Below are 25,447 nucleotides of genomic sequence, written 5' to 3' on the forward strand. Positions count from 1 at the left end.
GCGGAAAATGCGATCCGCCCGTTTGCGGTCGGCCGTAAGGCCGGGTTGTTTGCCGATAGTTCGCAGGGCGCAAGCGCAAGCGCCGGATGTTATTCATTGATCGAGACGGCGAAAGCCAATCAGTTGGAGCCCTCAGCCTATATCCAGTCTGTGTTGGACCACATCGGCGAGGCGGACACGCCAGAGAAAATCGACGCGTTGTTGCCCTGGAATGTGGACTTAGCCCCTTATTCAAAAAATGTGCCGCAGTATGGATAAGGGAAATACGTCGATTTAACGGCGCTTACGAAAGCGCGGGTATTGTTACGCTTCTCTTGAATGGTTTTGTTGTCAGCTTGTTTTTTTAGCGCTGGGGTCAATACCAGCGGCTAACAGCTTTTTTGCTTCATCCCGGCGTTGTCTTGCATCAGCCAGCGAAACAGCAGGATAGACGCCGATGGAAAACACCTTCTGTTTTCCTTCAAAGCGATAACCTAACTGCCAGTATTTGGAACCGTTGGGATGTACCAGCAGGTAGAGGCCGAACCCGTCAGTGAGCTTTACCGCCTTTTCTGACGGCTTGGCATTTTTTACTTTAGTATCAGTAAGTGACATGACGGTTCCCTTCGATTGCTGGTAAAAACGAAAATGAACCAGCTTTACCAGTATTTTTACCAGCAAAAGGGTATGGCTTCGAGCGTTTTTTGGTGAATGAGGGTGAACCCGAAGAAGGGGATAACCAATTGATAAAAAGCAAAAAAGCAGACGTCAGTGAACGTCTGCTTTCTTTAAATTGGCTCCTCTGACTGGACTCGAACCAGTGACATACGGATTAACAGTCCGCCGTTCTACCGACTGAACTACAGAGGAATCGCTGAACGCCGCGAATACTAATGGCGTCAGCGGTATTTGTCAAAAACCTTTTTTGATTCGCTTTCTGTTCGTCCAAAGCCTCGCCAGATTGCTGATTTTACAGCCAATTCGGCGGGGGCGGCAGGCCGTTTAACGTGGTTATTGTTTATCATCGGCGAGTGATAACGCATTCAAAGGTACCGCGATCCGCCGATCTTCTTTGTTGATGGCCCAGCCGTCGAGATCCAGCAGCCACCATGCATTAATGGTAAGTTCATAAAAACGCCGCGGGCCGGCGTTGTGAAACTCATCGACATCAATGAGCCATTTCTCCCGAATGGCCGGATCGGTGAAATTATGTTCATAATAATAGTGATGAACGGCCTGGCATTCCTGGTACGGAATCTCGCGGGCCTCGCCGGTGAATTGCGCGCCGTCGAGCCCCAAAAAAGACAGCTCAGGTCGGTTATCAAAAAAAATCGAACCGGCCACGGCGGCACGCCGCCGGATATGTTCCGAGTGAACGGCCTGTTTCATGGAATACCAAATCAGACGTAACGGGTTATAACATACCACATGATTGAGCGTGGCGGCCCAGGTGAGACCGTCAGGTAGAGCAGTCGCCAAAGTGAAAAACCGTACTTCATTTAATAAAATTCGACTTATATCAATTAGTTTTTGCATGATACAAGCTGCTAGCAATTTTCTTTCTGTGTCTTTTATCGTCAGAACATCGGTGGGGCCTCAAATATCATTTAGACTACTTAACCATCCGTAGTTGTTAGAAAAGTCATTATCGGCCAGCAAAGCATTCCAAGCTGGGGCGTCAATCTCCCCGGTATGGCATACGCCGGCTTGTCGGAGCGTTCTCATTTTCGCAGATCCCTTGGCGTTTATAATTTAGTACAATCGATGATGGACGTATGGGGCTGGCGTTGATATGGCGATAAAAATGTGATGGTTTCGCTGTCAACGGTTTGCGGCGGTGTTAACAGGGATCGCCAGAAAATATCTGAAAAGCCCGCTTCCGATAACGCTGCTTCCAATGTCTGCTTCGACCAATAGTAGGTTTGCAGATCCACATCGTAGGGCGGTGGATGATGATAGAGATGTAAATTCACTTTGGCGCCATCGGCCCGCGGTTCCATTTCGGTGAGGGCAATTTTGTAAGGACGGTAGTATTGTGGATCAGGATTAAAATCGGGGTTGAGTGGTAACGTAATCAGTTTTCCACCGGGTTTAAGTAAAGAGGAAAAAGAATGAAGCAGCGATGACAATTCGTCTCGTTGGCTGATATAGGGAATAATATAGATGGCTAAAACAATATCAAAAGTGTGCTTTAACCGGTCGTCCAACTCGAAGAGATAACGGATACCCTGAGGGTTTGCCGCCTCTTGCCGCTGGGCATGCGCTATCATGCCTTTGGAAAGATCATAGCCCACGACGTCATCCGCGCCTTGATTTTTCAACCAACGTGAAAAAAAACCCGGGCCACAACCGAAATCCATTACCCGTTTACCGCTAAGATCGCCGAGATAATATCTGATCGTCGGTGTTTCCAGTTCCTTGCGATAGGGAACTGTGGCAAAAAACTCATAGAGGTCGGCATAATCATCAAATGTCCTGGTGTCAAAGACGGATACCTTAGGATCTTCCGAAGAACCTTTCACAGGCTGTTCTGGTCGGGTTGCATTCATGGCGTCTCCTTAACCTTTTGTATAGGTGTTAAACCGCATCGAAGAGTCATATTTTATAGATGCGATACATCACAGAGAAAGATTCGTTCTCTCCGGCTTTCCGGAGAGAACGAATTGAATATCATTAATAACCACTATCCATGTGACTGAATGAATGGACACATGAGGAAGGCCGGTCATTCGGCGATGAAGTTGCTTTTTTTGTTACGCTAACCCTGTTGAACTCAATTAACGCAGTAATAATAAAACTATCTTAGTTCATTATTGATACTGTTCAATTGCTATTTTTGCCGTGGTTTGTGTCAAAGAAGTCTATTCAGAGCAAGGTGGCTTTGGGGGTACGCTTTCGGAAGAGGTATGGGGCGGCGGATTTAACAAGGTCGAAGCCATGGGCGGCGAGATTGAGCACGTTCGTCGTCGGCCTCGTGCCGGGCATGGGTTCTGTCGTGGACGGTCCGAATGCGTTTCCGGCGAGGGTAAGGCTCCCTGGTCGCCGCGCTACAGCGCGACCTGTTTGGCAAATACCGTGGCGTGTGCCGCTAAGGGAAAGCTAATTTTAAATAAATCCTATCAAATTAAAAAAATAACTTGTAATAATTCCACTGTGGTTAGCCCTGATATGTTGGAATGTGGAGGACGAACGTCTTTAATTCACGCTGATTTTACGTGTATAATCGCGACAGTGAGGTTTTACTCATTATCATTATTTCGATAATCATATAGTGAATGAAAGTATTATATTTAATTGGATAAAGTCAGCAGTGAAATTGATAGCCCCAATTACCCGTGCGGCCTCGCTGGTTTATCAGCGCGCTTTCGGTAATGCCGATGACGCCGCTGATGCCGGCAATGGCCATAGAGCCGCCTATTTGCTAATAACCGCTTATTTTCTTATTGGTATTTTCGGCCGTTTTCCCTGGAAGGCCGATGAACCTTACTCATTCGCCATCGTCTGGAATATTTTGGTCCGCGGTGAGTGGTTGGTACCTTATGTGGCAGGCGATCCCTTCTTGGAAAAACCGCCGCTAATGTACTGGCTTGGCGCATTATTCGCCAAAGCGCTGCCCGCTTTGCCACCGCATGAATCTTCCCGGCTGGCCGTTGTCGCTTGCCTGGTTCTGACCGTGGGGGCATTGCGGTGGGGGGCGCTGACGCTGTATCGGGAAAGATGCGTCCGGCAATGGGCCGGCGAGGCGTCATCCACGCTGTCGGCCTGGCGGCTGACGGCGCTGGCGTTGTTGGCGGGTATGCCTGGCCTGGCTGAGCATGCGCATAAGTTTACCGCTGATCTGGGGCAGTTGGCCGGCGCCGCGTTGGCCGTGGCGGCGCTGGCTTCCGCGTCCGCGCGCTATGCGCCCAATCCCGAGGCCCATGTTGCCGGCCGGGTGTTGCGCAACGGTTTGTTGTTTGGTGTCGGGACGGGCATCGCGTTACTGTCCAAGGGGTTGCTGCTGGCCGGCATCGCCGGACTGGCGCTGGCGGCATGTGTCGCCGCGTTGCCTCGATTCCGGCGCGTCGCCGTCGGATTCATCGCCGCCGCCGCTCTGGGTGCGCTGCCCTTTGCGCTGCCCTGGCCGCTACTGCTGTATTGCGAAGATCCTTATTTGTTCAGCCAGTGGTTCTGGGTCAACAATATTGGACGCTTCGCCGGTTTTACCGCCCTGGGCGGCCATGATAACCCCTTTGCTAATCGATTGCTGTCGCTGGTGGCGTTGGGGGCGCCTGCCACGGTCCTTATGATGATCGCGTTGTGGCGCGGCATGTCGCCTTTGTCCGGGCTGGGACGGCGGGTGCGTCGGTTATGCCTGCATCGGCCGGCCTACACGGCGGTAGGGTTGTTTGTGGTGTCAGGACTGGCAACGCTATTGTCATCGGCCTCAATGCGCGATATTTATCTGTTGCCCATCATGCCGGCGCTGGCTCTGGCCACCCTGCCGATGGCGGTGCGGTGGCAATATCGGCGCCGGTGGCCGGCGGTGCTGGTGGATCTGACGGTCGGTCTGCTGCTGACCGTCATTATCGCCACCTGGCTGTCGCTTGAGTATAACGGCCAGCCCGGACTGTTATACCGGTTGTGGCCTGGTCTGGATCGGAGATTGCCGGTACCGTTTACCAGCAATACCGGCTGTCTGGGTCTGCTGGCGCCGGTGGTGGTTATCCTGGCGTGGTGGCGAGTTATCCGCGGCCGGCGGGAGGGGCGCATATTTTTACATTGGGCCGCCGGCTTGGCGACGCTCTGGTGCGTCGCGCTGCTACTGTTGTTACCTTGGTTGGATGCGGCCCGGAGCTATCGGGAGACCTTTTCACCGTTAAGATCCCTGACGGGACAATGCGCCTGCCTGGCAACGGATGGTCTCGGCGAGTCGGAATTGGGTATGCTGCATTATGTCGCAGGATTACGCGGCGTCAGGATTTATGCGGGGTGGTCGGGTGATGGTGACGGTGTCACGTTAAACCCGGCGGCCGATGCCTGCGATTGGTTACTGGTGCAGGATAGTCGTGCCTGCCCACAGCGTATCGTCGCCGACGGATGGCGGGAGATTTGGCGCGGTCATCGGCCCGCCGACCACAACGGGTTTGTTTTGTATCGCCGGCACGACCACTCAACGGGCTTTCAAATGCCGTCGCCAAACGCGCTATCCCGCCACGAACACGGATAGAAGACGGTCCCGGCGCGCTCAAAGCGGCGCGCGCCGGAACGGCGGGTCAAGCCTGCTGTTTACCCCAGTCCAGCATCAGTGCAACCAGGCCGCGCAGGGTGTTTTGCAAAGGTTCGGCGCGTTCGGGCAGATAATCGAAGGGCACGCTTTCTTGCATATAATTGCATTGCGCCAGCTCGAGCTGTACGGCATATTGCCGCGCGTGGGGCTGACCGTATGCGCGGGTAATGTATCCACCTTTAAACCGGCCGTTGAGCACATGGCTGTAGGGCTGGTCCCGGCAAAACGCGGCCAGGCTCTCGTTCAACGACGGGGGACAGCTCTTGCCGTCGTTGGTGCCGAGGTTCAAATCGGGCAAGGTGCCATCGAACAGGCGGGGGATCTTTGATGCAATGGAATGGGCGTCGAACAGCAGCGCGTAATCGTGCCGCGCCTTGATTGCGCTAAGGCAATCCTGGATTTTACGGTGATAAGGGTGCCAAATTTCGTCCAGATAAATTTTCCGTTCGGCGTCGGAAGGCGTTTTGCCCGCCATGAATACCGGCGTGCCGTCAAACAGGGTATCGGGATAAAGACCGGTGGTGGCGGTGGCGTACAGCGGTTTGTCGTCCGGCGGACGGTTGAGGTCGATGACCATGCGCGAATAGCGGCCGACCAGGATATGCGCTCCCAGCGAGCGGGCGAAGTCGTACAGCCGGGGAATATGCCAGTCCGTATCCGGCAGCGGCCGGGCGGCTTCGCTCAGTCCGGCTTCCACCGCCGGCGTTAGCCGGGTGCCGGCATGAGGAATGCTGACCAGCAGCGGCGCCGTTCCGGCTTCGTAACTGAAGGGATCCAAAATGGTCATTGCAGAAGTCCTCCTGATGAAACGTTGTCTTGTCTTAACGGGATCTCAGCGCCGTTTGCCGCGGTAAACGACAGTACAGGGCAATTGGCCCCCCAGCCAATAGGCCAGTTCCGCCGGATGTTTTACCGGCCAGTGGGTGAAGTCGGCCATTTTGCCGGTTTCCAACGAGCCCAGCCGATGGGCCAGGCCTAGCGCGCCGGCGGCATGCAGGGTAACGCCGGCCAGGGCTTCTTCCGGGGTCAGGCGGAACAGCGTGCAACCCATGTTGAGCATCAGGCGCAGTGAGCAGGCCGGCGAGGTGCCGGGATTGCTGTCGCTGGCCAGCGCCATGGGCACGCCATATCGGCGAAACAGCGCTACCGGCGGGAAGCGGGATTCGCGCAAGAGATAACAGGCGCCGGGCAGCAACACCGCCACGGTACCCGATTGCGCCATGGCTTGCGCATCGTTATCGGTGGCGTATTCCAGGTGATCGGCCGATAATGCCCGCCAACGCGCCGCCAATGCACTGCCGCCAAGCGGCGACAATTGCTCGGCGTGCAGTTTGACCGGCAGACCCGCCCGCGCGGCCGCGGCGAAGACCCGTTCGATCTGCGCCGGCGTAAACGCCAGGTGTTCGCAAAAACCGTCCACGGCATCCGCCAATCCCAGTTCCGCCACCACGGGGATCCATTCATCGCAAATCCGGTTGATATAATCATCGGCCCGGCCTCGGTATTCCGGGGGCAGCGCATGGGCGGCCAGGAAGGTGGCACGGATTTCGATGGGGTGTTTTTCCGCCAGCCGACGGGCAACCCGCAGCATTTTCAGCTCGCTGTCGAGCGTCAGGCCGTACCCGGACTTGATTTCCACACAAGTGACGCCGTCGGCCATCAGCATGGCCAGCCGGGTTTCCGCCGACGCGAGCAAATGCGCTTCGGTTGCGTCGCGCGTGGCGTTCACCGTGGATAAAATCCCGCCGCCGGCAGCGGCGATATCCGCATAGCTGACGCCATTGAGACGTTGTTCGAATTCCCGGCTGCGATCACCGCCAAACACCAGATGGGTATGGCAATCGACAAACCCCGGCGTAATAAGCCCGCCATCGAATTCATACTGTTGCGTACAGGAGCCGGCTGCCGGCGGCAAATCGCGGCGCGGTCCAATCCAGACGATTTTCCCCCCGGCGACGGCGATGGCGCCGTCCTCGATAAGGTTATAGCGCCCCCCGCGCAGCGTCGCGATATCAGCCCCCAGCCAAAGGCTGTCATAATGTTCTACCATTGCGGACATGGACCTTTCTCCTTCTACCACGCGACGTCGGACGTCGAATATTAAGCAATAAAGCTGCCAAAAAGTTGATAGCGCGAGCCGGGATACAGTAACCGCGCCGATGTCACCACCAGTTTGCCGAACCATGTGCGGCGATGGATCAGCAGGCAGGGCTCGTTTTGGGCCAGTTGCAGCAATTCCCGTTCCCGTTCCTCGGGGAAAACCGCTTCCACCCGGTGTTCGCCGGCAGTCAGCGGCGCGGCCTGGGTCAGGTAGTAATAGGGAGTAATACGGTTAAAGTCCTGTTGTAGGTAATCCGGCGCGGTAAGCGGGTTAACCAGGCGGTCTTCCAGTTGCACCGCCACCTCGTTTTCATGATGCGCGATGAGGGAATGGAAAAGCTGCTGTCCGGGCTGAATGCCTAACGCCAGCGCTTCATCGACCGTGGCGGAGCGCGCTTCCAACGTCAGGAGCCGGCTGCTATGGCGGTGCCCGCGGGCGGCGATTTCATCGGCGATATTACGGACTTCCAGCATGGCGGTCTGGGGTTTTAGCTCGGCGACGAATGTGCCGACGCCTTGCATCCGCAACAAATAGCCCTCATTGGTCAGCTCGCGCAAGGCCCGGTTGATGGTCATTCGGCTGACATTCAATTCGGCCACCAATTCGCTCTCCGACGGGATACGCTGATGCGGAGTCCAGGCGCCGGAACGGATTTGCTGGATAATGGCCTGCTTAACGCGCTGATAAATCGGCGCGGGGACATCGCTCATTACCGCGGACAATTGTGCCGCGGATTGTGTTTCAGTCATTTTTTCCCACCTCGGCGGGTAGCGTAGACGATAAAAACAGTTTACTGATCAATCCCGCGTATGTATATGTATAGACAAGTGGATAAGAATTTCGTTTGGATGAAACCGTAAACAGCCCTTTTTCAACCTGAACCGGAAACCGTCATGCCCGTTTATTTTGCCGCCCGCGCCCTGTTGCCACAGGGATGGGGTCATCATGTCCGTCTGACCGTCGATGATGACGGCAGCCTTGTCAATGTCGAAACCGGCGCGTCCGCGGACGATGCTATTCATCTCGCCGGGCCGGTATTGCCGGCCATGCCCAATCTACACTCCCACGCCTTCCAGCGCGCCATGGCCGGCTTGACCGAGGTGGCCGGCGATCCCCAAGACAGTTTCTGGACGTGGCGCGATGTCATGTATCGCATGGTAAGGCAATTGAACCCCGAGCAAGTGGAAATCATCGCTCGCCAACTCTATATCGATATGCTCAAAGGCGGTTATACCCAGGTGGCCGAATTTCATTACCTGCATAATGATCGCGATGGCAAACCCTATGGGCATCCGGCCGAAATGGCGCGACATATCAGCCGTGCGGCGGCGGATGCCGGTATCGGCCTGACGCTGTTGCCGGTACTTTATAGCTACAGCGGCTTCGGCGCCCGCCCGGCTGAAGCAGGGCAGCGGCGCTTTATCCAGGATACCGCGGACTATCTTCGCCAGCATGAGGCGTTGCTAAGGCACATGGCGGGGCTTGGGACGCAGCGACTCGGGGTGTGTTTCCATTCCCTGCGGGCAGTGGATGAGCGGCAAATCGCCGAGGTATTGCGCATAACGTCCGATGAAATGCCGATACATATCCATGTGGCTGAACAGGAAAAAGAAGTGGCCGACTGCTTGGCCTGGTCGGGAAAGCGCCCGGTCGAGTGGCTGTTGGACCATTTCCCGGTGGATGCGCGTTGGTGTCTTATCCACGCCACGCATGTCAATCAGGGTGAAGTGCTCCGATTGGCGTCCAGCGGCGCGGTGGCGGGATTGTGTCCCACTACCGAGGCCAATCTCGGCGACGGTATTTTCCCCGCCGTCGATTATAGGGCGCGGGGGGGAATGTGGGGCGTCGGCTCCGATAGTCACGTCTCGCTAAACGTGGTGGAGGAATTGCGCTGGCTCGAATACGGCCAGCGATTACGGGACCGGCGTCGTAACCGAATCGCCAGTCCGCAGCGCGCCCTGGTGGGGGATAATCTGTATCGCGATGCATTGGCGGGCGGCGCTATCGCCTGCGGGGTCCGGCTTGGATGTCTTGCGCCGGGCTACCGCGCTGATTGGCTGGTGCTGGATGGCGAAGATCCTTTTCTCCAGGAGGCGGAGGATCAAGCCGTGTTGAACCGCTGGCTGTTCGCTGGCGGCCGTGAGCAAATCCGCGATGTCTATGTGGCTGGCCGGGCATTGATTACGGAGGGCCATCATGCCCGCGAGCGGGAAACCGCCGCGGCCTTCGCCGGGGTGCTGCGCCAATTGCGGCAGGCGGCGTCATGAATGCCCTGAACCGTTTTACCTTGCATAGCCTGCCGGTCAGCCGCTGGCGCAACGGCGGCGGTGAAACCCGGGAGATAATCAGTTGGCCGCCGCGTGGCGATGCCGCCTTGGGCGGGGATTTCGCTTGGCGCGCCAGTATCGCCACCATAGACCAGGATGGCGATTTTTCCGCCTTCCCCCATATCGATCGCAACATTACGTTGCTTGAAGGGCATGGCGCGGTGCTGCACGGCGTCAAGGGCGGCACCCACAGTCTGACTCGGCCCGGCGAGCCTTTCGCCTTCGCCGGCGAGGACCCGGTACGCGCAATACTGGTCGACGGCTCCAGCCGCGACTTTAATATCATGACCCGGCGCGGCGCGATGCGGGCCGAGGTGACGTTGTCTACCAAGGAGATACTTTTGCCGGCCAAGCGTAGCGGCGTCATTTATGTGATGGCCGGTCAATGGCGATGGGCCGGAGACGGCGCGCCTTTAACGGTGCGGGAAGGGGGCTGGTGGCAAGATTTGTTCGCGCCATTGGCGCTGTCGCCGCTTTCCCCCGACGCGACGGTACTTTGGGCGGACATCCGCACATGCCGACGGGGTATATGACGGCGGTCAGCGGCGACGGTCAGAAATGGCGGGTTGCATGGTTTCGGTGCGCGGCGCGCCATTTTGGAACGCGCGGCGGGCATGACCGAACCGTCCGCGTACTGAGAGAGGGCAACGCCGGCGCCGGGTCGTAGGTCGACATTATCGTGAAACGGGCATCATGAACCCGTGACCAAGGTCATACGCCGTGGCGGGACATGAACCGGTGAACTGGCATAGGCTTTGCTTGGGTAGTATTGCCTGGTCTTGTATAGACAAGATTATACAGTAGACCGCAATCGCCTTTCGCCGGCCGCATGGGCCGTCTGTAAACTCAGGAGTGAGATATGATCAATGCCGTCGCCAACACATCGATTTTTCGTCGTATCAAACCGCTTACCCTGGTGATGGGGTTGGCCATGGCTGCGCCGGCCATGGCGGCGGATACGCCGGTGGCCATCGGGATTTCCGGCTGGACCGGTTTCGCGCCGCTGACGTTGGCGGACAAGACGGGGATCTTCAAAAAACACGGGCTGGACGTCACCTTGAAAAGGATACCCCAGAAAGACCGGCATTTGGCGATCGCGTCGGGTGATGTGCAATGCGCGGCCACCACTGTCGAGACGTATATCTCTTGGAGCGCCAGCGGCGTGCCCGTGACGCAAATCGTGCAACTGGACAAATCCTATGGCGCCGATGGCTTGGTGGTGCGCAACAATATCAACAGCATCAAGGCGCTTAAGGGCAAGACCGTAAGCGTCGACGCCCCCGGCACGTCCCCTTACTTCACGTTGGCCTGGATGCTGGATAAAAACGGCATGAGCCTTAAAGACGTCAAAATCACCACGTTGGCGCCGGATGCGGCGGCGCAATCCTTCCTGGCCGGCAGCAACGATGCCGCCATGACTTATGAGCCTTACCTTTCTTCCGTGCGGCAAAATCCCGCCAAGGGCAAGATCCTGGCCACGACGCTCGATTACCCCATGGTGATGGATACCCTGGGGTGTACGCCGGCGTTTCTTAAGAAAAATCCCCAGGCGGCCAAAGCGCTGGTGGAGAGCTATTTCGACGCCCTGGATATGATCAAGAAAGATCCGGATAAATCCAATGAGATTATGGGCGCGGCAGTCAAGGAATCCGGCAAGGCCTTTGCCGAGGAGTCAAGCTATCTGCGCTGGCAGGACCGCCAGCAAAACAAGGTGTTTTTCGCCAGCGAAATCAAACCGTTCAGCGAAGAAGCGGCGCATTTGCTGATGGAGATGAAAGTCATCCGCAAGGTACCGGATCTTAACGCGCTATACGATGCCTCTTATGTCAATCAATAAAAGGATATCCCCCATGTCCGCAGAGGCCGAGAACGATTTTTCCCTACCGGTGGTGAAAGAGCCCGCGGCGCTACCGGCCGCCCGGCCCGTTCGGCATAACCCGCTATTGGTTCCGCTGCGGCCGGTTTCCGCCGGCCGGCGCTGGTTTCTGGGAATCGCTTTTTTCGTGCTGTTCTTCGCTTTTTGGTCGCTGGCCACTTTCGGCGGCTGGGTATCGCCCACGTTCCTGGCCGATCCGTTGACCATGTTCCATGAGGGCTATCTGCTGTTTAGCGAATATGGCTTTACTCAGGATATCGGTATGACGGTGATGCGGGTTCTGGGCGGCTTTATCCTGGCGGCGGTGTTGGCGGTGCCGCTGGGGATTTTAATGGGCGCCTACAAATTGGTGGAAGCTTTCGTCGAGCCGTTTGTGTCTTTTTGCCGCTATTTGCCGGCCTCGGCGTTTATTCCGTTGCTGATCCTCTGGGCGGGCATTGGCGAAATGCAGAAAATCCTGGTTATCTTCATCGGTTCGTTTTTTCAAATCGTGCTGATGGTGGCGGTCTGCGTCGGCGCGGCGCGGCGGGATCTGGTCGAGGCGGCTTATACGCTTGGGGCGTCCAGCCGGAGTATCGTCCGGCGGGTGCTGATTCCGGGCGCCGCGCCTGAAATCGCCGAGTTGCTGCGCCTGGTGCTGGGGTGGGCCTGGACCTATGTTATCGTCGCCGAATTAATCGGCTCCTCAAGCGGCATCGGCCACATGATTGTCGACAGCCAGGCATTGCTCAACACCGGGCAGATCATTTTCGGCATTATCGTTATCGGTTGTATCGGCCTGATTTCCGACTTTATTTTCAAGGCGGTAAACCGCCGCCTGTTTGCCTGGAGCCTGATGTGATGAATTACAGCAAATTGTCCGTCCGCCAGGTTTCCCGTACCTTTACCGGCCCCAAGGGACAGCAGACCCGGGCGTTGCAACCCATAGATTATCAGGTGCAGGAAAACGATTTTATCACCATCCTCGGCCCCTCCGGTTGCGGTAAATCCACATTGTTGCGCATTATTGCCGGCTTGGATAAGCCCAGCGCCGGCGAAGTCTGGCTAGACGGCAATCTTATTGACGGCCCGGGGGCGGATCGCGGCATGGTGTTCCAGAGTTATACGCTATTCCCCTGGCTGACGGTGGAAGAGAATATTTGTTTCGGCCTGGCGGAGCGAGGCCTGGATCGCCAGACGCAACGGGAGCGCTGCGCATATTTCGTCGCCAAAGTCGGTCTTGGCGGCTTCGAGCGCCATTATCCGCGCCAGTTATCCGGCGGCATGCAACAACGTACCGCCATTGCCCGCGCCTTGGCCAATGACCCGAAAGTGCTATTGATGGACGAGCCGTTTGGCGCTCTTGATAACCAGACCCGGGTACTGATGCAGGAGTTGTTGCTCAACATCTGGGAATCGTCGCGCAAAACGGTGCTGTTTGTGACCCATGATATTGATGAGGCGATTTTCATGGCCAACAAAGTGGCGATTTTCAGCGCAAGACCGGGAAGAATTAAAAGTGAGGTGGCGGTATCCTTCCCGCATCCCCGGGATTACACCTTGAAAACCACCGCGGAGTTCATGGCGCTTAAGGCGCGTGTCACCGAGGAAATCCGCAGCGAAACGCTGCACAGTGTGGCCGGCTGAGAAGAAATAATGGCGGATTGACGCGCGGTGTTGACCCGGGCGGCTTTCTGATTTGTGTTTTTGCATCGATTATACTTGTATAGACAGGAATAGATTATGCACTCTTCATTAACATCGCGGCGACGTTATATCCTGGTGCCGGGCGACGTGGATCTGGCGGCGTTGCGCGCCGTGTATTATGACGAACTGGAGCTGGTTCTTGATAATTCCGCCGTCGGCGCCATCGACCGGGCGCAACGCACGGTCACGGAAATTCTTGACGCCGGACAAGTGGTGTATGGCATTAACACCGGCTTTGGCAAGCTGGCGCAAACCCGAATTCCGGCGCATCGCCTGGCCGAGTTACAACGTAACTTAGTGTTGTCACATAGCGTCGGCACCGGAGAGTGGCTGGAAGACGGCGTCGTGCGGCTGATCCTGGCCTGCAAGATCATTAGCCTGGCGCGCGGTCATTCCGGTATCCGGCTGTCGGTGGTACAGGGCTTGCTGGCACTGTACAACGCAGGGGTGATGCCTTGCGTACCGGCCAAAGGGTCGGTGGGGGCGTCCGGCGATTTGGCGCCGCTGGCCCATTTATCCCTGGCATTGCTGGGCGAGGGACAGGTCCGGGCGCGGGGACGGCTGATGAGCGCGACCGAAGGGCTGGCGCAGGCCGGTCTGACGCCGATTGCATTGGAGCCCAAGGAAGGACTGGCGCTGCTCAACGGCACCCAGGTTTCCACTTCGATGGCGCTGGCGGGTTTGTTCGCGGCCGAGCGCTGTTTCGCCGCCGGCCTGCTGGCCGGCGCCTTGTCGCTGGAGGCCATCAAGGGTTCGGTAAAACCTTTCGACCCGCGCATACACCAGGCGCGGGGTCAGGCGGGCCAGATTGCGGTCGCCCGGTCGGTGGCGGCGCTGCTGGCGGGCAGCGGCATCGTCGACTCCCATGTCGATTGCGGCAAGGTACAGGACCCTTACTCGATCCGTTGTGTGCCGCAGGTGATGGGCGCCTGCCTCGATAATTTGACCCATGCGGCCGTCATCCTGAGAATCGAGGCCAATGCCGCCTCGGATAATCCGCTGGTGTTTCCCGATGAGGGCGATGTGTTGTCCGGCGGTAACTTCCATGCCGAACCGGTAGCGTTCGCCGCGGACATCATCGCGCTGGCGGTGGCGGAAATCGGCGCCATCGCCGAACGCCGTCTGGCGTTGCTGCTGGATACCGGCTTATCCGGCCTGCCGCCTTTTCTTATCAGTGACGGCGGCGTGAATTCCGGTTTTATGATAGCCCAGGTGACCGCCGCGGCGCTGGCGTCGGAAAACAAATCCCTGGCCCATCCGGCCAGCGTGGATAGCCTGCCCACTTCCGCCAACCAGGAAGATCATGTGTCAATGGCCGCTTTCGGCGCCCGGCGCCTGCGGGAGATGTGCTACAACACCTCGGTCGTGGTCGGTATCGAGGCCATGGCCGCCGCCCAGGGCATCGATTTTCACCGACCGCTGCGCAGTTCGGATCTGCTGGAAACGCACCTGTCCGGTATTCGCGAACGGGTCGCTTTTATGGACAGCGATCGGCTACTGGCGCCGGACATCGAAGCCATGCGCCTGTGGGTGGGTGAAGTCAGCCTGCCGGAAGAATTGCAATCGTTATTACCCAGTCACCAGACGACGCTCTGAGGACGTAATATAAAGGAACCCGTGATGAAAAAAGACGTTAGCCATGCTGTCGCCCGCCCGGTCAGCGCGCCGCGCGGTACCGCGCTTACCTGTAAGAACTGGCTGATTGAAGCCCCTTACCGCATGATCCAAAACAATCTGGATCCGGATGTGGCCGAACGGCCGGATGATCTGGTGGTGTACGGCGGTATCGGCAAAGCGGCGCGCAACTGGCCCTGTTTCGAGGCCATCCTCGACAGTCTGCGTGAACTGAACGAAGATGAAACCCTCTTGGTGCAATCCGGCAAGCCGGTGGGCGTGTTCCGCACCCACCCGGATGCGCCGCGGGTCATGATCGCCAATTCCAATTTAGTGCCCCATTGGGCCAATTGGGAACATTTCCATGAGCTGGATCGGGCCGGATTAATGATGTATGGCCAGATGACCGCGGGCTCCTGGATTTATATCGGCGCGCAGGGCATTGTGCAGGGCACCTATGAAACCTTCGCCGAAGCCGGCCGGCAGCATTATGGCGGCGATCTGCGCGGCAAATGGATCCTGACCGCCGGTCTTGGCGGCATGGGCGGCGCGCAGCCGTTGGCCGGCGTGTTGGCGGGGGCCTGCGTGCTGGCCATTGAATGCCAGGAATCCCGCATCGATTTCCGTTTGCGCACCCGCTATCTCGATCATAAGGCCCATAGCATTGATGAGGCCTTGGGTATGATTGAAGACGCTTGCCGCCGCGGCGACGCGATTTCAGTCGGTTTGCTTGGCAATGCGGCGCAAATCATGCCGGAACTGGCGAAACGCGCCCAGGCCGGCGGCCCTCGTCCGCACATCGTCACTGATCAGACCTCGGCCCATGACCCGCTAAACGGTTATCTGCCGGCCGGCTGGAGTCTGGCGCAATGGGAAGCCGGCAAAAAATCCGATCCCGCGGGCGTCATTCGCGCCGCGCGCCAATCCATGGCGGTACATGTTCGCGCCATGCTGAGTTTTCACGCCATGGGCGTACCCACGGTGGATTACGGTAACAATATCCGACAGGTGGCCCTGGAAGAAGGCGTCACCCATGCGTTTGATTTCCCCGGTTTCGTTCCCGCCTACATCCGTCCGCTGTTTTGCCAGGGCAAGGGACCGTTTCGCTGGGCGGCGTTGTCCGGATCGCCGGAAGATATTTACAAAACCGACGCCAAACTCAAGGCGCTGTTTCCCGATAACGCCTCATTGCACAACTGGCTTGACATGGCGCAAGAACGCATCGCCTTCCAGGGCCTGCCGGCGCGGATTTGCTGGCTGGGCCTGGGTGAACGGCATCTGGCCGGGCTGGCATTCAATGAAATGGTGCGCTCCGGCGAGCTGTCGGCGCCGATCGTTATCGGCCGTGATCACCTCGATTGCGGTTCGGTGGCATCGCCCAACCGTGAAACCGAAGCGATGCGCGACGGCTCCGATGCGGTATCCGACTGGCCGCTGCTTAATGCCATGCTCAGCACCGCCGGCGGCGCGACCTGGGTCAGCTTGCACCATGGCGGCGGCGTTGGCATGGGCTTTTCCCAGCATGCGGGGATGGTCATCGTCTGCGACGGCAGCGAGAAGGCCGATGAACGCCTGGCCCGCGTGTTGTGGAACGATCCGGCTTCCGGCGTGATGCGTCATGCCGATGCCGGCTATGAAGAAGCCATCGCTTGCGCGAAAAAATACGGGCTCAAGTTGCCGATGATAGGCTAAGCCCATGACGGACGCTATTGCGTGGCAAACAAAGGGGGACAGGCCGTGAATTTGCAGCAACTGAGTTTTCCGTCCCGCGTGATCCGCGGCGAGGCGGCCGTCAATCAATTGGGCGGCCAGTGCGCCGCCTTGGGCGGCCGGGCCATGGTCATCGGCGGCCATCGCGCGTTGGCCGCCGTTGAACAGACGGTATACGGCCAACTGGCGGCGGCCGGCGTGACATTGGCGGTATTCGCCTGGTATGGCGGCGAATGCAGCGAAACCCATATCGAGCGGCTGGCGAAGCAAGCGCGCACGGAAGGCATTGAGGTGATCATCGGCATCGGCGGCGGTAAGGCGCTTGATACCGCCAAAGCGACGGGAAACGCCGTTAATCGCCCGGTGATTACGTTACCCACTATCGCGGCCACCTGTGCCGCAATAACGCCGCTGTCCATTCGCTATTCCGATGAAGGGCATTTTCGCGATCTGTTCCCACTGCCGCAAGCGCCGGCGACGGTCATTATCGATACGCGACTGTTGTCGGCTTCCCCACTGCGCTGGCTGGCGGCGGGGTTAGGCGATACACTGGCCAAATGGTATGAATATCGCGCCATCGGCCGGCCTGGTCTATTCGACGGGATGTCGGCCTCGGCCAGCGCCAATAGCCGTATCTGTTATGACCTTATCGCCCGCTATGGCCGGCCGGCGTGCGAAGCGTTGCTGCGCAAAGCCCCGTCGGCGGCGCTGGAACAGGCGCTGGACGCGATATTCGTGTTCGCCGGACTGACCTCCATCATGGGCCGCGGCGCCCATGCCGCTGCGGCCCATGCCGTTTATGAGGGGTTCACCGTCAATGACAAAACCCGGAATTTCGGCCATGGTCTGCTGGTGGGCTATGGCAACCTTTGCCTGCTGGCGCTGGAGGGCCGCGACGACGCGGAACTGCTTGAGGCCATTCGCCTGGCCAGAGCATGCTCGCTACCGGTGCGGCTGGCGGAAATTCGCGGCGATTTGAGTCCGGCCGAACGGGACGCGATCTGTCTGGCCGCCGCCCAGGCGCCGGATATGGCCAACATGCCAAAGCCGGTCGGCTCCGGCGATGTTGATCAGGCCATGAGGCGGGTGGATTCCCTGGCCGCCGCGCGTTAGGCGCGATGGGGGATGTTCTGCCGCGCCGGCCGATCGAGATGGGCCATTGCGTCCCGGGGGGATCTTCGGTGGGTGCTGCTATAGTAAAGTATTATACCGATGGCCGACCAATCGGCCTGACGGATAACGCCGGGACCGGCCGATATGCGCGCCAATGGTCCCGGCAATAGGCCTTTACTGGGGGAGTAGCGATGTTTCAGCATATTCCTGGCGCCATTTACCATAGGATCCACCCCGCCGACTGGCGCCGCATTTTTATCGTCGGCGATATGCACGGTTGTTATGATCAATTGGTCGATAAATTGGAGCGGCAATCTTTTAATACGGATTGCGACTTGCTGGTATCGGTCGGCGATTTGATTGACCGGGGGCGGCAAAACCTCGAATGCCTGTCGCTATTGCGGGAAAACTGGTTTTGCGCGGTGCGCGGCAACCATGAGCAGATGGCCATGGAGGCGATAAGTCACAATGACCACGACCTGTGGCGGCTCAATGGGGGAAACTGGCTATCACGGCTGGACGAGCGGGGGCAGGCGCAGGCCAAAACGCTGATAGCCGAGTGCGCCGCCTTGCCGCTGGTCGTCGATATTCCCATGGCGGATCGCCATCTTGTCGTGGCCCATGCCGATTATCCCCTCGACCATTATGAATTCGGTCAGCCGGTGGACGAGGAAGCCCTTATCTGGAGCCGGCGCCGCTTCCAGCGCAATCAACAGGGCAGAGGCGTCGCCATCGGCGGCGCGACCCAGTTTTTCTTCGGTCATACGCCGTTGGATCGGGTACGGCATTTCCATAATCAATTTTATATTGATACCGGCGCGGTATACGGCGGTACGTTAACCTTATTCGAACTGGGACGGATTCCGCTTTAAATCGTCGCCCTTCGCCGGGGGCGGAAGAAATAAATTTGGCTATAATACGGTTGACCCTTGTTCAAACCGTCGACACGCAATGCTGGGCCGGCGGAATGAGCGGGTGATGACAACCAGAGCCCATTGCATGGGTAAGCCAATAACAACGGAGACTGAATATGGGGATTCTATCCTGGATTATCTTTGGCCTGATTGCCGGTATTATCGCCAAATGGATTATGCCCGGCCGCGACGGCGGCGGCTTCATTCTTACCGTTATTCTAGGCATCGTCGGCGCGGTGGTTGGCGGTTATATCAGCACGTTTTTCGGTTATGGACGGGTCGACGGCTTTAATTTCGGCAGTTTTGTGGTCGCGGTAATCGGCGCCATCGTCGTGCTGTTGATTTACCGGATGGTGCGACGCGAAGCGTAACCGGCAATGTCTTTGAGATGTTCTCAATCCCGATTATCGACGCCGTTTTTCGTTAAATAGACTTCTCTCATTCAAGCCGCATCGCGGCGGCAAATAAACGAATCCCCAGGAGCATAGTCCATTGTGTGACTGGGGTGAGCGAACGCAGCCAACAAAGAGGCGGCTTGAAATATGATGAGTGGTGATGATTAATGGCGCCCTTGCATATCTAATGCGTTCTCTTGCCTTGCAAACCGAGCTTCTTTTCACCGTTCAACCCCATCGGCGCGGGTAATATAAAGTGGTCCCGCCTTTTTTTTGAAACTGGCACTGGATCGCCAAGCCATAAAGCGGATAAATAGCATCAGAGTCCGTGAGGACCATTAGCGTCCGCTGTCACATCGACTTAATCGAAACGAGGAAAACGCATGCAGCTTAAGGACCCGCAATTACTTCGCCATCAGGCTTTGATCGATGGCGAATGGCGCGACGGCGATACCGGCGCCACCGAAACGGTAATCAATCCGGCCACCGGGGAAATTTTGGCCGATGTGGCGCAGGTGAGCGCCGATCAAACATCGGCCGCCATTGCCGCCGCCGCCGAAGCGCTGGTCGCCTGGCGGGCGCAAACCGGCAAACAGCGCGCCGCCGTGATGCAGCGTTGGGCGGCGCTCATTGAGCAGCACCAGGAAGACCTGGCCGCCATCTTGACGGCGGAGCAAGGCAAACCCCTGGCCGAGGCCCGGGGGGAAATCGCTTATGCCAACAGTTTCATCCTGTGGTTCGCCGAGGAAGCCAAACGGGTTGAGGGGGCGGTATTGCAGACACCGCAGGCTCAGCAACGCTTACTGGTGCTTAAACAGGCGATAGGCGTTACCGCCGCCATCACGCCTTGGAATTTCCCGGCGGCGATGATCACCCGCAAAGCGGCGCCCGCCCTGGCCGCCGGCTGCACCATGATAGTCAAACCCGCTGAGCAGACTCCGCTGACGGCGTTGGCCCTGGCGGAGCTCGCGTTGCGCGCCGGAATACCCAAAGGCGTGCTGCAAGTGACAACCGGACCGGCCCAGGCGGTGGGCAAGGTCCTGTGCGCAAGTCCGGTGGTGCGCAAGCTCAGCTTTACCGGCTCCACCGAGGTCGGCCGCGTGCTGATGGCGCAATGCGCGCCGACCGTTAAAAAACTGTCGTTGGAACTGGGCGGCAACGCGCCGGTCATTGTTTTCGACGACGCCGATCCGGACGCGGCGGTGGCCGGCATCATGGCCTCAAAATTTCGTAATAGCGGCCAAACTTGCGTTTGCGCCAATCGAATCTACATTCAGCGCGGCATTTATGCCGACATCGCCGCCCGTCTGGTGGCGAAGGTGGCCGAGCTCAATGTGGGCAACGGCGCAACGCCGGGAATAACCCAGGGACCCCTCATTGACGATGACGCCGTTCGCAAAGTCCGTGCCCATATTGCTGATGCGCTGGCCCAGGGGGCGACGCTGCTGACCGGCGGAGAATCCCACGCGCTGGGCGGCACGTTTTATCAGCCCACGGTCATCGGCGATGTGACCGCCGCCATGCGCTTTGCCCGGGAAGAAACCTTCGGGCCGGTAGCGCCGTTGTTTCCGTTCGATGACGAGGCGCAAGCGCTGGCGCAGGCCAACGATACCGAATTCGGTCTGGCCGCCTATCTCTTCACCCGGGACGCCGCCCGGCAATGGCGAGTGGCCGAAGCGCTGGAATACGGCATGGTGGGGGTGAATACCGGCCTTATTTCCAACGAAGTGGCGCCGTTTGGCGGCGTGAAACAATCCGGACTCGGACGCGAGGGTTCGCGATTCGGCATCGAGGAATATCTTGAGATGAAATACCTCTGTCTGGATCTGTCCCGCTAATCTGGCGGGGCGGATTTGCCGTCAGCTGGCGGCGAACATTGCCAGTAGGGCATCATGGCTGGCCATGATATTCCGTCGCATGGCAATTTCGGCGCCGCCGCTGTCCCGTCGGCGCAATGCCATCAAAACGTCCTGATGGTAATCGATGGTCGTTTGCCGGGACAAGCGGGTATATGCCTGGGCGATGGCCGGTCCCAACCGCATCCACAACCTGTCGATAAAACTGCTCAGTAACGGCATCTCGGCGCTGTGCGCCACCAGAACATGAAACTCGCTATTTAGCCGCAATGCGCCGGCCAGATCCTCTTCGGTAATGGCGCGGATGTTATTACGAATATTGACGGTCAATTGGTGCAGCGTCGCGGGCGTGATCCGCAACGCCGCGCGTTGCGCCCCCAACCCCTCCAGATCCAGCCGCAGCGTGCGGATTTCCATATATTGCGGCTTGGTCAGCAGCGGCACGCGGATATCCTTGGGCGTGCGCATCTCAAGCGCCTGCTCTCGCGCCAGTTGCAGCACGGCGTCTCTGACCGGCGTGACGCTGGTGCCCATTTCGACGGCCAAATCCCGGATTTTCAGGCGCTCGTCAGGTTTAAGTTGTCCGGTGATCAATGCCTGGCGTAACGCGGCATAAACGCTGGAGCCTAAATAGGAATGTTCCATTAGATCCGTAAAATAACGCAATTGTGTTTCCATAATCACACCGCGGCGGTGGCGTAATAAATCGAACCCGTCAAATATACCCCATGACGCCGCAAATGACAGCCGGCCGGCCGCGTCGGATTTTCAACGCCACAGTGCAAGTGCTACGCTATTACTCCGCTATTCGCCGGTCGGCAAAGCGCATAGGATTCATCATACGAATTCAATTGCCATGGGAGCTCCACTAATGAAAGCCATTGTCTATACCCAACACGGATTACCTATCGAAGATCCCCGCTCGCTTATTGATACCGAACTGCCGAAACCGGCGCCAGGACCACATGATCTGCTGGTGGAAGTCAAGGCTATCTCGGTCAACCCGGTGGATACCAAAGTCCGCACCAATGCTCCCGTCACCGAGCCCCGCGTACTGGGCTGGGATGTGGCCGGCATCGTCGCCGACGTGGGCGCCGATGTCACGCTGTTTAAGGCGGGCGACCACGTCTTTTACGCTGGCGCCATTACCCGGCCTGGATGTTACAGCGAATGGCATTTGGTGGATGAACGCCTTGTCGGCCATAAACCGGCCACCCTCGGTTTTGCCGAAGCCGCCGCGCTGCCCCTGACCTCGCTCACCGCCGGCGAATTACTGTTTGACCGCCTGGGCGTCCCGGAAAACGGCGGCGACGGGGCGACCCTGCTTATTATCGGCGCCGGCGGCGGTGTGGGATCAATACTGACCCAACTGGCCCGGCAATTGACCCGAATGACGGTGGTGGGCACCGCGTCGCGGCCGCAAACGCACCAATGGGTGGCCTCCCTGGGCGCGCATCATGTCATCGATCACAGCCGCAATTTGTTGGAACAGCTCAAGGCGCTGGGCATTAATGACGTCACCCATGTCGCCAGCCTCACCCACACCGACAGTTATTATCCGCAATTGATCGATGCGCTGGCGCCGCAAGGGCGACTGGCGCTCATCGATGATCCCGCCAGTCTCGACGCCAAGCCGCTGAAGGGCAAAAGCCTGTCGCTACATTGGGAACTGATGTTTACCCGCTCGACCTACCAAACCGCGGATAGGATTAAACAACACCAATTGCTTGAACGCATCGCGGCGCTGGTGGACGCCGGTACATTGAAGACCACCCTTGCCGAGCATTATGGATTGATAAATGCGGGTAATCTCCGTCGCGCCCACGCGCTTATCGAAAGCGGCAAGTCCCGCGGCAAGGTGGTGCTGGAAGGATTTTAACCCAGACTGTTCGTGGTACCGGGGTGCTTAGCCCGATGGTTGCACTCCGGCTCGCCGCGCGAAAGGCGTTACCGGGGGACGCACTTAAAAAAATTGTAAATTAGTGAGACGGGTCAAAGTTACCCCGCCCAATCCCCGTTACGGTGTTGACCGTGTTATCCGGCCGGTTCCCATGCGCGCCGGATATGTGTTGCGTGGTCTAAGCCGAGCCGCCGTATGCATGAGTTTAATCTGGTCTTATTGTTATTGCAGCAGATGTGCGTGTATCTGGTGATAGCCTATTTGCTGAGCAAAACGCCGCTGTTTGTCCCCCTGACGCAAGTTACCGTCCGTTTGCCCCACAAACTGCTCTGTTATGTGATGTTTTCCATGTTTTGCATCATGGGAACCTACTTTGGATTGCATATCCAGGATTCCATCGCCAATACCCGAGCCATTGCCGCGGTATTGGGCGGATTGCTCGGGGGGCCGCTGGTGGGCGTGCTTGTCGGTCTGACCGGCGGGCTGCACCGGTATTCCCTCGGCGGCATGACCGCCCTGAGTTGCATGATATCCACCGTGGTGGAAGGGTTGCTTGGCGGTTTGGCCCATCGGGTGCTTATCCGTCGCGGGCGCATCGATCAATTGGTGAACCCCTTTACCGCCGCCGGCGTCACGGTGACGGCGGAAATCCTGCAAATGTTGATTATCCTGGCCATAGCCCGGCCCTTTGACGAGGCGCTGCGGCTGGTGAAAAGCATCGCGTTGCCCATGATCGTTACCAATAGCGTCGGTGCGGCAATGTTCATCCGCATCCTGTTGGACAGGCGGGCGATGTTCGAGAAGTACACCACGGCGTTTTCCGCCCGCGCGCTGAAAATCGCCGCCAGCACCGAAGGCTTTTTGCGCCAGGGTTTCAATCAGGAAAACAGCATGAAGGTGGCCCAGGTTATCTATCAAGAACTGGATATCGGCGCGGTGGCCATCACGGATCGCGAAAAACTGCTGGCGTTCATCGGTATCGGCGATGATCATCATCTGCCTGGCACACCCATCGCATCGGCCCATTCGCGGCGCGCTATTGATAATAACGAAGTGGTTTATGCCGATGGCAACGAAGTCCCTTATCAGTGCTCGTTACAACGTCACTGCAAATTGGGGTCGACGCTGGTCATTCCGTTGCGTGGCGAAAACAACCAGGTCATCGGAACCATTAAGCTCTACGAGGCTAAGAATCGGCTGTTCAGCTCCATCAACCGAACCTTGGGCGAGGGGATTGCCAGTTTACTGTCGGCACAAATCCTGGCCGGGCAATATGAACGTTACAAATTGCTGCTCAGCCAATCGGAGATCAAGCTGCTGCACGCCCAGGTCAATCCGCATTTCCTGTTTAACGCGCTAAATACCTTGTTGGCGGTTATTCGTCGGGATAGCGATCAGGCGGGACAACTGGTACAGAATCTGTCTACTTTCTTTCGCAAGAATCTTAAGCGTTCGGAAGAAATGGTGACGCTTGCCGATGAAATCGAACATGTCACGGCCTACCTGGAGATCGAAAAGGCCCGTTTCCAGGATCGGCTGCAAGTTCGGTTCGAGCTGCCGCCCGCGCTGCTGGGTTTGCACTTGCCGGCGTTTTCCCTGCAGCCTATCGTGGAGAATGCCATAAAACATGGCACTTCCCATCTGCTGGGCCAGGGCGTGGTGACGCTGAAAGCCAGGCGGCAGAATGATCATCTATTATTAAGTATCGAGGATAACGCCGGACTTTATCGGTTGCGGCCGGGCAACACCGGCCTTGGCATGAATCTGGTCGACAAGCGCATCCGGGTGCGTTATGGCGATGATTACGGCATCAGCGTGGAGTTCGAACCCGAGCGGTTTACCCGCATTAATCTGAGTCTGCCGCTGGAGGAACAGGCGTCGTGCTGAATGTGCTTATCGTGGATGACGAGCCCCTGGCCAGGGAGAACCTGCGATGTCTGCTGGAACAAGATCCCCGGGTAACGGTAGCGGGGGAATGCGCCAACGCGGTAGAGGCCATCGGCGCGGTGCACCGCCTGCATCCCGATGTGGTCTTTCTGGATATCCAGATGCCGCGGATAAGCGGGTTGGAGATGGTGGGCATGATCGATCCGGCCTGTATGCCCTACATCGTGTTTCTGACCGCTTATGACGAGTATGCGGTGCGGGCCTTTGAAGAGCATGCGTTTGATTATCTGCTCAAACCCATCGAGGCTCCCAGGCTTGAGAAGACTCTCAATCGCCTGTGCGAAGCACGGCCGGCCCAGGACATGCTGGCGCTCGGCGGGCAGGATAACGACCTGCGGTATATCCCCTGTAGCGGCCGCAGTCGCATCTACCTGCTGAAAACCGAGGAAGTGATTTACGCCAATTCGCGATTGAGCGGCGTGTACGTGACCGGCGTGGAAGGCGGCGAATGTTTTACCGAACTGACGCTGAAAACTCTGGAAAACCGCACGCCGCTAGTTCGTTGCCATCGCCAGTTCCTCATCAACATGGCCCATTTACGCGAAATCCGGCTGGAAGAAAGCGGTCAGGCGGAAATCGCGCTCTCCAACGGCTATTCCGTGCCGGTCAGCCGCCGCTATCTCAAATCCCTTAAAACGCTGCTCGGCCTGAAGGGTTAAGTCCCTTTAGGAGGATCGGGCATAAATCCGAGAGAAATGCGCAGGGCAAATGCGTGGTTCTCCCTGCATAATTTCTTAATCATTCCTGAGACGGCAGAGTT

The 25,447-nt window shown here is 57.9% G+C and carries 23 protein-coding genes and 1 tRNA gene; 16 read left to right on the forward strand and 8 right to left on the reverse strand.

All coding sequences use genetic code 11. From position 1 onward, the window contains the following. The coding region (locus FCN80_RS21610) for a transposase domain-containing protein (protein WP_136992421.1) at window positions 1-258 on the forward strand (258 nt) is incomplete at its 5' end. Between the two features lie 72 nt (window positions 259-330). Here FCN80_RS21610 and FCN80_RS21615 read toward each other — a convergent pair. The 4 genes from FCN80_RS21615 to FCN80_RS21630 form a co-directional block, all read right to left on the reverse strand. Further along, window positions 331-594 carry an Arm DNA-binding domain-containing protein gene (locus FCN80_RS21615; RefSeq protein ID WP_230492849.1) on the reverse strand — a complete coding sequence of 88 codons (264 nt, stop codon included), beginning with the start codon at window positions 592-594 and terminating at the stop codon, window positions 331-333. Window positions 595-773: 179 nt separating this feature from the next. After that, window positions 774-849 (reverse strand) — tRNA-Asn (locus tag FCN80_RS21620). Window positions 850-990: 141 nt separating this feature from the next. Further along, window positions 991-1,458: a hypothetical protein gene (locus FCN80_RS21625; RefSeq protein ID WP_230492850.1), complete on the reverse strand. Its 468-nt coding sequence runs from the start codon at window positions 1,456-1,458 to the stop codon at window positions 991-993. A 266-nt stretch (window positions 1,459-1,724) separates the two neighbouring features. Then, the gene (locus FCN80_RS21630; RefSeq protein ID WP_136992423.1) at window positions 1,725-2,528 is read right to left on the reverse strand and encodes a class I SAM-dependent methyltransferase; all 804 of its coding nucleotides are present in this window, start codon (window positions 2,526-2,528) and stop codon (window positions 1,725-1,727) included. 761 nt (window positions 2,529-3,289) lie between these two features. Between FCN80_RS21630 and FCN80_RS21635 the strand changes: the two genes are divergently transcribed. Further along, a complete protein-coding gene (locus tag FCN80_RS21635; protein ID WP_136992424.1) occupies window positions 3,290-5,188 on the forward strand; it encodes an ArnT family glycosyltransferase in 1,899 nt (632 codons plus the stop codon). Window positions 5,189-5,234: 46 nt separating this feature from the next. On the opposite strand, the gene hutG is transcribed toward FCN80_RS21635, so the two are convergent. From hutG to hutC, 3 genes are read right to left on the reverse strand one after another with little or no spacing between them, the layout of a single operon-like run. Beyond that, entirely contained in the window at window positions 5,235-6,035 is an 801-nt protein-coding gene (gene hutG / locus FCN80_RS21640; RefSeq protein WP_136992425.1) for an N-formylglutamate deformylase, read from the reverse strand. 45 nt (window positions 6,036-6,080) lie between these two features. After that, complete coding sequence (hutI, locus tag FCN80_RS21645) at window positions 6,081-7,298, reverse strand: imidazolonepropionase (RefSeq protein WP_230492854.1); 1,218 nt, start codon at window positions 7,296-7,298, stop codon at window positions 6,081-6,083. Between the two features lie 50 nt (window positions 7,299-7,348). Next, window positions 7,349-8,098: a histidine utilization repressor gene (hutC, locus tag FCN80_RS21650; RefSeq protein WP_136992427.1), complete on the reverse strand. Its 750-nt coding sequence runs from the start codon at window positions 8,096-8,098 to the stop codon at window positions 7,349-7,351. Window positions 8,099-8,242: 144 nt separating this feature from the next. On the opposite strand from hutC, the gene FCN80_RS21655 reads away from it, so the two are divergent. The 11 genes from FCN80_RS21655 (at window position 8,243) to FCN80_RS21705 (ending at window position 20,822) form a co-directional block, all read left to right on the forward strand. Beyond that, the gene (locus FCN80_RS21655) at window positions 8,243-9,616 is read left to right on the forward strand and encodes a formimidoylglutamate deiminase (RefSeq protein ID WP_136992428.1); all 1,374 of its coding nucleotides are present in this window, start codon (window positions 8,243-8,245) and stop codon (window positions 9,614-9,616) included. After that, window positions 9,613-10,209, forward strand: coding sequence for a HutD/Ves family protein (locus FCN80_RS21660; RefSeq protein ID WP_136992429.1), 597 nt, complete (start codon window positions 9,613-9,615; stop codon window positions 10,207-10,209). The genes FCN80_RS21655 and FCN80_RS21660 overlap by 4 nt, the downstream gene beginning before the upstream one ends. Window positions 10,210-10,535: 326 nt before the next feature. Further along, window positions 10,536-11,513 carry an ABC transporter substrate-binding protein gene (locus tag FCN80_RS21665; protein ID WP_136992430.1) on the forward strand — a complete coding sequence of 326 codons (978 nt, stop codon included), beginning with the start codon at window positions 10,536-10,538 and terminating at the stop codon, window positions 11,511-11,513. Window positions 11,514-11,619: 106 nt separating this feature from the next. Further along, the gene (locus FCN80_RS21670; protein ID WP_230492856.1) at window positions 11,620-12,393 is read left to right on the forward strand and encodes an ABC transporter permease; all 774 of its coding nucleotides are present in this window, start codon (window positions 11,620-11,622) and stop codon (window positions 12,391-12,393) included. Beyond that, entirely contained in the window at window positions 12,393-13,178 is a 786-nt protein-coding gene (locus tag FCN80_RS21675; RefSeq protein WP_136992432.1) for an ABC transporter ATP-binding protein, read from the forward strand. Before FCN80_RS21670 ends, FCN80_RS21675 begins: the two co-directional genes overlap by 1 nt. A gap of 96 nt (window positions 13,179-13,274) precedes the next feature. Next, window positions 13,275-14,834 carry a histidine ammonia-lyase gene (gene hutH / locus FCN80_RS21680; RefSeq protein ID WP_136992433.1) on the forward strand — a complete coding sequence of 520 codons (1,560 nt, stop codon included), beginning with the start codon at window positions 13,275-13,277 and terminating at the stop codon, window positions 14,832-14,834. Window positions 14,835-14,858: 24 nt separating this feature from the next. Then, window positions 14,859-16,544 carry a urocanate hydratase gene (gene hutU, locus FCN80_RS21685; protein ID WP_136992434.1) on the forward strand — a complete coding sequence of 562 codons (1,686 nt, stop codon included), beginning with the start codon at window positions 14,859-14,861 and terminating at the stop codon, window positions 16,542-16,544. A 21-nt stretch (window positions 16,545-16,565) separates the two neighbouring features. Further along, window positions 16,566-17,675 carry an iron-containing alcohol dehydrogenase family protein gene (locus FCN80_RS21690; protein ID WP_230492851.1) on the forward strand — a complete coding sequence of 370 codons (1,110 nt, stop codon included), beginning with the start codon at window positions 16,566-16,568 and terminating at the stop codon, window positions 17,673-17,675. Between the two features lie 191 nt (window positions 17,676-17,866). Then, window positions 17,867-18,547: a metallophosphoesterase gene (locus tag FCN80_RS21695; RefSeq protein WP_230492852.1), complete on the forward strand. Its 681-nt coding sequence runs from the start codon at window positions 17,867-17,869 to the stop codon at window positions 18,545-18,547. A gap of 158 nt (window positions 18,548-18,705) precedes the next feature. Next, entirely contained in the window at window positions 18,706-18,960 is a 255-nt protein-coding gene (locus FCN80_RS21700) for a GlsB/YeaQ/YmgE family stress response membrane protein (RefSeq protein WP_136992435.1), read from the forward strand. Window positions 18,961-19,367: 407 nt separating this feature from the next. Further along, on the forward strand, window positions 19,368-20,822 hold the full coding sequence (locus FCN80_RS21705; protein WP_136992436.1) for an NAD-dependent succinate-semialdehyde dehydrogenase: 1,455 nt from the start codon (window positions 19,368-19,370) through the stop codon (window positions 20,820-20,822). 21 nt (window positions 20,823-20,843) lie between these two features. On the opposite strand, the gene FCN80_RS21710 is transcribed toward FCN80_RS21705, so the two are convergent. Further along, entirely contained in the window at window positions 20,844-21,485 is a 642-nt protein-coding gene (locus FCN80_RS21710; protein ID WP_136992448.1) for a GntR family transcriptional regulator, read from the reverse strand. A gap of 226 nt (window positions 21,486-21,711) precedes the next feature. Here FCN80_RS21710 and FCN80_RS21715 point away from each other — a divergent pair, with 226 nt between their 5' ends. The 3 genes from FCN80_RS21715 to btsR all read left to right on the forward strand — a co-directional run bounded on the left by FCN80_RS21715 (window position 21,712) and on the right by btsR (window position 25,346). Then, entirely contained in the window at window positions 21,712-22,719 is a 1,008-nt protein-coding gene (locus tag FCN80_RS21715) for a zinc-binding alcohol dehydrogenase family protein (protein WP_136992437.1), read from the forward strand. A gap of 216 nt (window positions 22,720-22,935) precedes the next feature. After that, window positions 22,936-24,627 carry a sensor histidine kinase gene (locus tag FCN80_RS21720; RefSeq protein ID WP_136992438.1) on the forward strand — a complete coding sequence of 564 codons (1,692 nt, stop codon included), beginning with the start codon at window positions 22,936-22,938 and terminating at the stop codon, window positions 24,625-24,627. Then, window positions 24,621-25,346, forward strand: coding sequence for a two-component system response regulator BtsR (gene btsR / locus FCN80_RS21725; RefSeq protein WP_136992439.1), 726 nt, complete (start codon window positions 24,621-24,623; stop codon window positions 25,344-25,346). Before FCN80_RS21720 ends, btsR begins: the two co-directional genes overlap by 7 nt. Window positions 25,347-25,447: the final 101 nt, after the last annotated feature.

This window comes from Martelella alba, assembly GCF_005217455.1.
Classification (GTDB): domain Bacteria; phylum Pseudomonadota; class Gammaproteobacteria; order Enterobacterales; family Enterobacteriaceae; genus Acerihabitans.